The 7,457-nt window shown below is 68.1% G+C and carries 9 protein-coding genes and 1 pseudogene; 6 read left to right on the forward strand and 4 right to left on the reverse strand.

Annotation, left to right across the window (positions count from 1 at the left end; translation table 11 throughout):
* Positions 1–77 precede the first annotated feature (77 nt).
* A complete protein-coding gene (locus tag ID132_RS08185; protein ID WP_193128321.1) occupies positions 78–395 on the forward strand; it encodes an arsenate reductase/protein-tyrosine-phosphatase family protein in 318 nt (105 codons plus the stop codon).
* Between the two features lie 94 nt (positions 396–489).
* Positions 490–1,242 carry an SDR family oxidoreductase gene (locus ID132_RS08190; RefSeq protein WP_193128322.1) on the forward strand — a complete coding sequence of 251 codons (753 nt, stop codon included), beginning with the start codon at positions 490–492 and terminating at the stop codon, positions 1,240–1,242.
* Between the two features lie 3 nt (positions 1,243–1,245).
* Here ID132_RS08190 and ID132_RS08195 read toward each other — a convergent pair whose 3' ends face one another.
* Positions 1,246–1,398: a ribosomal protein bL36 gene (locus ID132_RS08195; protein ID WP_193128323.1), complete on the reverse strand. Its 153-nt coding sequence runs from the start codon at positions 1,396–1,398 to the stop codon at positions 1,246–1,248.
* A 5-nt stretch (positions 1,399–1,403) separates the two neighbouring features.
* Between ID132_RS08195 and ID132_RS13135 the strand changes: the two genes are divergently transcribed.
* Positions 1,404–1,877 (forward strand): hypothetical protein, encoded by a 474-nt coding sequence (locus ID132_RS13135; RefSeq protein WP_211198342.1) that lies wholly within the window; start codon positions 1,404–1,406, stop codon positions 1,875–1,877.
* A gap of 30 nt (positions 1,878–1,907) precedes the next feature.
* Positions 1,908–2,363, forward strand: a pseudogene (locus ID132_RS15240) (CobW C-terminal domain-containing protein); the annotation flags it as partial.
* A gap of 114 nt (positions 2,364–2,477) precedes the next feature.
* Here ID132_RS15240 and ID132_RS08205 read toward each other — a convergent pair.
* From ID132_RS08205 to ID132_RS08215, 3 genes are all read right to left on the reverse strand, one after another.
* The gene (locus tag ID132_RS08205; RefSeq protein WP_206427736.1) at positions 2,478–3,770 is read right to left on the reverse strand and encodes an alpha-amylase family glycosyl hydrolase; all 1,293 of its coding nucleotides are present in this window, start codon (positions 3,768–3,770) and stop codon (positions 2,478–2,480) included.
* Positions 3,771–3,931: 161 nt separating this feature from the next.
* Positions 3,932–4,138 carry a cold-shock protein gene (locus tag ID132_RS08210; RefSeq protein ID WP_125107821.1) on the reverse strand — a complete coding sequence of 69 codons (207 nt, stop codon included), beginning with the start codon at positions 4,136–4,138 and terminating at the stop codon, positions 3,932–3,934.
* Between the two features lie 318 nt (positions 4,139–4,456).
* Entirely contained in the window at positions 4,457–5,227 is a 771-nt protein-coding gene (locus ID132_RS08215) for an alpha/beta hydrolase family protein (protein ID WP_235988404.1), read from the reverse strand.
* 372 nt (positions 5,228–5,599) lie between these two features.
* Here ID132_RS08215 and ID132_RS08220 point away from each other — a divergent pair, with 372 nt between their 5' ends.
* Together ID132_RS08220 and ID132_RS08225 are read left to right on the forward strand one after the other, a co-directional pair.
* Positions 5,600–6,049, forward strand: a complete 450-nt coding sequence (locus ID132_RS08220; RefSeq protein ID WP_125107820.1) for a hypothetical protein — start codon at positions 5,600–5,602, stop codon at positions 6,047–6,049.
* Between the two features lie 102 nt (positions 6,050–6,151).
* Positions 6,152–7,036 (forward strand): hypothetical protein, encoded by an 885-nt coding sequence (locus tag ID132_RS08225; RefSeq protein ID WP_125107819.1) that lies wholly within the window; start codon positions 6,152–6,154, stop codon positions 7,034–7,036.
* Positions 7,037–7,457 lie beyond the last annotated feature (421 nt).

Below are 7,457 nucleotides of genomic sequence, written 5' to 3' on the forward strand. Positions count from 1 at the left end.
CCTGCCCGATCTTCCCCGGCAAGCGGTACGNACCAAGCGTGCTGTTTGTTTGCGTGCACAATGCAGGGCGCTCACAGATGGCCGCCGGCTACCTCCGCCACCTCGCGGGCGACGCCGTCGAGGTGCGCTCCGCCGGCTCCATGCCCGCCGACCAGCTCAACCCCGTCGCCGTCGAGGCGATGCGCGAAGAGGGCATCGACATCGCGAGCGAGCAGCCAAAGGTGCTCACGACTGAGGCCGTCAAGGAGTCCGACGTCGTCATCACGATGGGCTGCGGCGACANAGACTGGGAGCTCGACGACCCCGCCGGTCAGGGCATCGACGCGGTGCGGCCGATCCGCGACGAGATCCGCGGGCGCATCGAGGCCCTCGTCGCCGAGCTGACCAACGCCTAACCCGAGCATCCCCGGCGGAATCACAGCGCCCCCCCACAAGACTGTGCGGGGCGCTGTGACGTTGCGCCAGAACACACAATCTTGGGGGGTACCAATGCGCATCGCTGTCGCAGGCGGCACCGGCACGGTCGGTCGCCACGTCGTTCGGGCGGCCTCGGAGGCCGGGCACGAGCCCGCCGTGCTCGCCCGCTCGCTCGGGATCAATGTCGTCACCGGGCAGGGCATCGGCGGCGCGCTCGCCGGCGCGGACGTCGTGGTCGACGCGACGAACCTCTTCACGCTCTCGGGCACGAAGGCGCGCCGCTTCTTCCTGTCGGGCACGCGCACGCTCATGGATGCAGGGGCTCGCGTCGGCGTGCAGCACTACGTCGCGCTCTCCATCGTCGGCATCGACGCCATCAACACGAGCTACTACGGTGCGAAGCTCGGGCAGGAGCGCTCAGTCGCGGCGGGGTCAATTCCGCACACGATCGCACGCGCTGCCCAGTTCCACGAGTTCTCGGCCCAGCTCCTCGGGCTGCAGCGGGGCCCGATTGCCGCGATCCCGAAGGTGCTCATGCGCCCGGTGTCGGCCCGCGAGATCGGCGACCGGCTCGTGCGCCTCGCCGAGCAGGGACCGGCCGGGCGCGTGCAGGATCTCGTCGGCCCGCACGACGAGACGGCGGCCGACCTCGCGCGCCGCCAGCTGAAGTTCGACGGCAGCCGGCGCAAGGTCATCGAGGTGCGGCTCCCGGGCGTGTACGGCAAGGGCCTCGCGTCGGGTCTCCTCCGCGGCACCCCGGATGCGCTCCAGGGCACGATCACGTTCGACGAGTGGCTCGCGAGCGAGGACCACCTGCCCCGCTAGCCGCTACCCCTGCCGCCCCTTGAACCGCGGGTTGCGCTTGTTGATAACGAACACTTTGCCGCGCCGGCGCACGACCTGCGCGCGCGGCTGGATCTTCAGCGACTTCAGCGATGCCCGACCCTTCGTTTCAACCTCCTTATTGCTAATAGTTATCATCCTAGATGCTTGCCGTTCAGTCGGCCAAAGGAGACCGCAGGCACGAGACCAAGGTGGCCGCCGTCGTGGGCAGTTGCGCACCCGAACGCGCCCGCTACGCCGAGCAGCTCGGGCGGGCGACCGACGGGGTGCACGTGAGCGCGCGGCGTCTCAGCATGTCGCCAGACCCGCTCGACGAGGCGTGTGCCCTCGCTCAGTGGGCAAACACCCCGGCTGGCGCAGTCATTGAGTTCCCGACCACGACGATCATGACCGAGCTCATCGGCGCGCTCGCTGACCCGGCCGCGCACCTCGAGGTCGCGGCGATCGTCCGTGTCGTCGACGCCGCCCACCTGCTTCGCGATCTCGCGCGCGACGACTCCGCGCGCCACCGGGCCGCGCCGTGGCAACGTGAGGCGGGCGTCCGCTACGCTGCACGCGCCATGCTCGCCGCCACCGAGATCGAATACGCCTCGATGGTCGTGCTTGTGAACTGGTAGGCGCTCTCGACGCCGGATCTCTCGACCACGATGGCGCTCGTGAGCAGCCTCAGCCCGCAGGCGCGGCTGCGGCTCGACCACGACGGTGTCGCCGTACCCGAGACCGCCGAGAACTACGCCGCCACGCGGGAGCGTCCGGGCTGGGTCGGCCTGCGTGGCGGCGACTCCGACCCGCACATTACGGACCGGCGCGTCACGGGGCTCCGCTACGAGCACCTCCGCCCGCTGCACCCCGAGCGCCTGCAGACGCTGCTCGACGATTGCATCCAGCAGGGCGAGTTCGGCACGGTGCTCCGCTCGACGGGCTTCTGCCACTTCGCGACGCGGCCCGGCATCGTCGGCGAGTGGAACCACGTCGGCTCGATGATCTCCTTCGAGCCGCTCTCCCTCGCCGCACGCCGCCACGACGCCGACGAGGTGCTCGCGATCGGGCAGGACCTCGCGCTCCTCGGCCTCGACCTCGATGTCGCGGCCCTCACCGCCGCGCTCGACGAGGCCGCGCTCACCGACGACGAGTTCGCCACGGGCCCCGGGGCCTGGGCCAGATTCCCCGACCCCGTCCCCGCCTGGGACACTGCCGACGCCGAGACCGACGAGCTGCTACGCCTGCACGCACCAGCCGTGCGGCGCCACCGAGCCGGTGAGGCCGCGCGTCGCGTCATCGCAGTCGACGAGCTCGCCCGGCCCGAGCGGCCCCGCGGCGTCACCGAGGTTCAGCGTGAGGCGCAACGCCTGGTCGCTCGAGGTCAGCGCGAGCACGAGCCGCTCGTTCGCCACCTCGACCGCCTTCGACCTGGCCCGGTGGAGCCAAGGGTGCCGGCGGCGCAGGCCGAGCAGCCGCTGGTGCAGGTGATACGTGCGCGAATCCGCGCCGACGAGTTCGTCAGGCGACGCGGGAAACTCGGGGCGAATCGCGTCATCTCCGCCTGCGCGCTCCTCCTTCACTGCGCGGAAGGCGAACTCGTCACCGCTGTAGATCTCGGGGGTGCCACCGAGCAGCGCGAGGAGCACGAGCGCGTGGTCAAGGTCGCGCGGGTCGGCGATCTGGCTCGCGATGCGCGTGACGTCGTGGTTGCCCACGAAGGTCGTCGGCACAAACCGTTCGAGCATCTCGTTGTGCCGCCCGAGCGCCCATGCAAGCTCGTAGAAGTTGCGGTCGTTGAGGCTCGACCAGATCGCCTTCCACAGCTCATATTGCGTGACCGCGTCGACGCTGCTCGCCGCCGCGAATTCGGCGTAGTCGCCGTGAATCACCTCGGCTTCGAACCACACGTCGGGGTATCGGCGGCGCACGTCCGGGAGCACCGCCGCCCAAAACTCGGTCGGCACCGCGTACGCGGCGTCGAGGCGCCAGGCGTCGGCGCCGCGCTCGAGCCAGGTCGACATGATGTCGACGACGAGGTCACGCACCCGCTCACTGTCGTGATTCAGGGTCAGGAGTTGTTCGTGCCCCTCGAACGCGACGAACTCGCGGGCTGCACCAGGCGCATCCGTGCGCAGCAGCGAGTCGGTGCGCGGCCCTTCGCGCAGCGCCGCCGCGGCGATCGGATGCGCGCGGCCGACGTGGTTGAACACACCATCGAGCTGGATGCGCAGGCCCCGGTCGTGCGCCTCGCTCACCAATCGCTCGAAGTCGTCGAGCGTGCCCAGGCGCGGGTCAATCTCAGAGTGGTCGAGGGTGTCGTAGCCGTGCGTGGCGGCGGTGAAGATCGGCCCGAGGGCGATGCCCGAGCAGCCGAGCTCGATTACGTGGTCGAGCCAGGGAATCAAGCGGAGCAGCCGGTGCGCATCCTGGTCGTGGGGCGCGGGGTAGGCGCCAGTGAAGCCGAGTGGGTAGGCGCGCCACCAGATCGCGTGTTCGACCCATGCGGGTTCGTGAATGTGTTCGGTCATGACGCCTCCAGGCCGGAACGTGCTGGCCGCCGGGTAAGCGGCCGCAGCTACCAGCTTCGACGATGACGGCTTGACGCGAGGTCAGTGGCCGCGACCGGAAACGGCGAAGGCCACTCCGCCCGGGCAATCATGCCCAGCCGAAGCGGCCTAGTGCGCTCGAACTACGAGATAACGGTGATGTTCGCCGCCTGCATGCCCTTGGGGCCCTGCTCGGCGTCGAATTCAACCTTCTGACCCTCTTCAAGGCCGCGGAAGCCGCTGCCGTTGATGGCGCTGAAGTGCGCGAACAGGTCAGCCGACCCGTCGTCGGGGGCGATGAATCCGTAGCCCTTTTCGGAGTTGAACCATTTGACGGTGCCTGTGGCCATGACGTCTTAACTTTCTTTGTCTTGGACCTTGGGTGATCCGGTGCCCGCGGTGAAGGTGCCACCGCGGCTCAGTTGTGCGGAGGCGGTGGTCGCGGTCTTCACCAGCGACGCCCGCAAACGCACCATCCACGCTGCAGCGGGTGCGTCGCGGAAACCTGAAGCATCATCGTATCGTGTCGAAGTGACCGAGCGACACCACCGCCGCCGTTTGACCGTCAGGCGGATGCGGTGAGCCAGTCGACGAGCTCGGGCCAGGCCCGCTCGCCGACCTTGCGGCGCAGGAGGCCGTGGTGACCGAGACGCTCCGCGCCGAGTTGCTCAGGCGAGAAGGTGCGGCGATCGACACTGGCCGAAGTCAGGCGCGAGGTGAGCGCATCCATCCGACCGGGCGAGGCCCACGGGTCGTCCGAGGCGCCGATCGCAAGCACGTCGCTCGTCACCGCACCGGCGCGCGCCACCGCATCCATGCTCGGGTCGTCGAAAAAGTAGCCCGGTTTGCCCGCCCAACGGCCCCCGTTCGATCATGGCGGCCGCAGGGAGGTCCTCGCCGAGGCCGAGCCGCTTGCCGGGCATGTACCCGAGCGTGCGGCTCAGCGTCGGGCCGACGACGCCGAGGATCGCGCCGACCCGGTGCCGCTCCCCAGCGGGCTCGATCCTCTTCGTGTGCGCCACGTGCGACGACACGATCGCGAAGCGCGCGACGTCGTCGACGCCGTTGCCGAGCGCCATCGCGTGCCCGCCGATGCTGTGGCCAACCGCGGTGACCGGCACCGCCGGGAAGCGCGACCACGCCCACTCGGCGACCGCCGGCACGTCCTCCTGCATCCAGTCGCGCATGCGCAGGTGCTTGTGGCGACGCGGGTCGCCGGAAGCGCCCGTGCCGCGATAGTCGTAGGTCACGGCGGCGAGCCCGCGGCTCGTGAGGTACTCGGTGAAGGTCGAATAGAAGCGTTCCGGTGTCGCGGTGGCCGGGTTGACGATGACCACGCCGGTCGGGGTGCCCGCGGGGCGCCAGAGCGTCCCGGCAATCGTGTCACCGCCGACCGAGATGGCGAGGCGTTCACTGCTCGACGTTGAGGCTGAAGACATGTCGAGGAGCCTAGGTCGGGGCGCAACCACCGAACCGGAATTTGGATGCTCTCGCCCATGTTCGAGCTCACGAGTCGCTGCGTGTTGTGCATCCATTCGAACCGCGGCTCGTTCGTTGAATTCGGATACACCACCCACAAAACTTGCACGAGCGCGAGCACATCAGACAATTTTCAGGATGTTTCGCGAATTGACTTGACTCACACACATTTGGGTGCGTACGTTAAACAGGTCTCAAGGAAAGGGGGCAGGAAGATGATTATTTCAACTCGGTACATCACGTCAGGCAATGTCTTTGCCGGCACGCCGATTTCCCTTCGCTGCGCCCCGGGAGTAGCCCTCCACTAGGCACCAAGCTGGGCCTCCGCCCGCTTGATCTGCGCGAATCAGCATCGCTGGCCCGATGCGGGAGACGTCTCTGCACTGCAGCCGTGCATCCACTCGATCATTCTCGAGCCGGGCACTAACGCACCGCCGCAATTCCCCACCGCCAATTCTTTGGCGTGCGCAATTATTCTTTGTGACTCGAAAGTCTTTCTCGTGAACAATAGCGTTCAACTCGTATCCACCGACCGCAATCACCAACATCTGTCCGTTCAATTACCCGTTCAAGAACAATTCGAAGGCCTTACGTTCTTCGACCGCGTTTCGCTCCGCATGGGCGTCTGGCTCGTGCTGCGCACCGAACGCCGGCGCGTCAAAGAGGCGCACGAGCGCGAGACCCTGCTGCTGCGCCACCGCCTGCAGCAGGAGGCCGAGAGCCTGCAGCTCGAGCGCGAACGCAAGTTCGCGGTGCCGGGCCTGCAGCGCCGCATATTCTAGGCGCGTGTGTCATGGCACCGCCGACGACACCAAAGGTGGGGCCCGGGGTGGTCGCTAGTCAGACTGCCCCGGGCGTCACCGACCAGTAGCGTGGCTTTCGCTATGAAGTTCACCCACGACACGCAGCGCGGCGCCTGGCTGCTCGACCGCGTCGGCGCTTGGTCCAGCGTCGGCGGCGTCGCCGGCACTGGCTTCGAGACGTATGCGCGCATCCTTCACCCCGTGCACGCGTGGCGTTTCGGCGACGACGTCGACGATTGGGGCTCAGCCTGCATCACCGAGAAGGCACGGTGGGGATGGGCGCGCGTCGCCGAGCGCAACGGTCGCGTCATGCATCCGCTCGTGCAATGGCGCAGACTCACCGACGACGGAACGGCGCTTTCTTTCACCGATGGTTGGGAGGTGTCGCAGAGCGATGAGGGGCGGCTTGACCCAGAATTGCTTGCAGCGCTGACGCAACACCTCGGCGCCGCGACGACCGCGCCCGACGATGTCACCGCCGGCGTCTGGACCGGCTGGGGCGAGCTCCACGACGGCGGCTCGAGCGCCTACATCGTCTTCGGCACCGACGAAGCCGAGGCGAAGCGCGAGCGGGCCCGGCTCGCGGCGGAGGCACGCGCATCCGTCGCACCCGAGGTGCGCAAGGCCGTGACCCGTGGCCCCTGGCTGCAGTGGCCCGGCCGCGAATTCCTCTTATTCGAGACGAGCCTCGCCGAGCTCAGAGACCCGAGCTGGATGCGCGGCGCCGGCCTCGGCGCAACGAACGGCGACGACGGGGTGACGCCGCAGCTGCTCTGGCCGGCCGACCGGGCCTGGGTCGTCGCGAGCGAGATCGACTGGGATTCGACGATCGTTGCGGGCAGCCGCGAGCTGATCGACGCAGTGCTCACTGACCCCACGTTCGAGGCGTTCGAGGTCGACGAACACTCGGATCTGTCTTGGGACGGTGACACTGTCAATCCGACGGGCAGCCAGCGCAACGGCTGAACCCACGTCGGCCGCGGCGCAGAGCACGGCAGACGCGGTCGCCCTAGCGGTCCTTCTCTGTGACGTTGTGAACGGTGTGATGGCGAGTTAGTTGGCCCAACGGCTCAACCAGGCAACGAGGCAAGGTGACCCAGCTGTCCCATATTTGACGCAGAAGGGATATATACNTCCTGCGCCGTATATGGGACACCTGGGTCACGAAGACCCGGTCAAATTGCGTGGGGTCGCGAACTTCGGTGCCAGTGGGGTCCCAAATCACTGTCGTGGCCGTCGCCGATCGGCGCCCTGATGACCGTCGCGTGAGCAGTGGCCCTCTCGGCGACGCGGCCGAGTGGAAGTGGGGTTCTCGGCCACGCAGCCGGATCGAAGTGGCGCGCTCAACGACGCGGTGCGAGCGGACGGGGCGCTGTCAGCGACAACT

This window comes from Gulosibacter sediminis, assembly GCF_014904065.1.
GTDB lineage: Bacteria > Actinomycetota > Actinomycetes > Actinomycetales > Microbacteriaceae > Gulosibacter > Gulosibacter sediminis.

Coding starts and splice junctions, on each gene's coding strand:
- ID132_RS08190 (WP_193128322.1), top strand. CDS start 490: ATGCGCATCGCTGTCGCAGGCGGCACCGGCACGGTCGGTCGCCACGTC.
- ID132_RS08195 (WP_193128323.1), bottom strand. CDS start 1,398: ATGATAACTATTAGCAATAAGGAGGTTGAAACGAAGGGTCGGGCATCG.
- ID132_RS13135 (WP_211198342.1), top strand. CDS start 1,404: ATGCTTGCCGTTCAGTCGGCCAAAGGAGACCGCAGGCACGAGACCAAG.
- ID132_RS08205 (WP_206427736.1), bottom strand. CDS start 3,770: ATGACCGAACACATTCACGAACCCGCATGGGTCGAACACGCGATCTGG.
- ID132_RS08210 (WP_125107821.1), bottom strand. CDS start 4,138: ATGGCCACAGGCACCGTCAAATGGTTCAACTCCGAAAAGGGCTACGGA.
- ID132_RS08215 (WP_235988404.1), bottom strand. CDS start 5,227: ATGTCTTCAGCCTCAACGTCGAGCAGTGAACGCCTCGCCATCTCGGTC.
- ID132_RS08225 (WP_125107819.1), top strand. CDS start 6,152: ATGAAGTTCACCCACGACACGCAGCGCGGCGCCTGGCTGCTCGACCGC.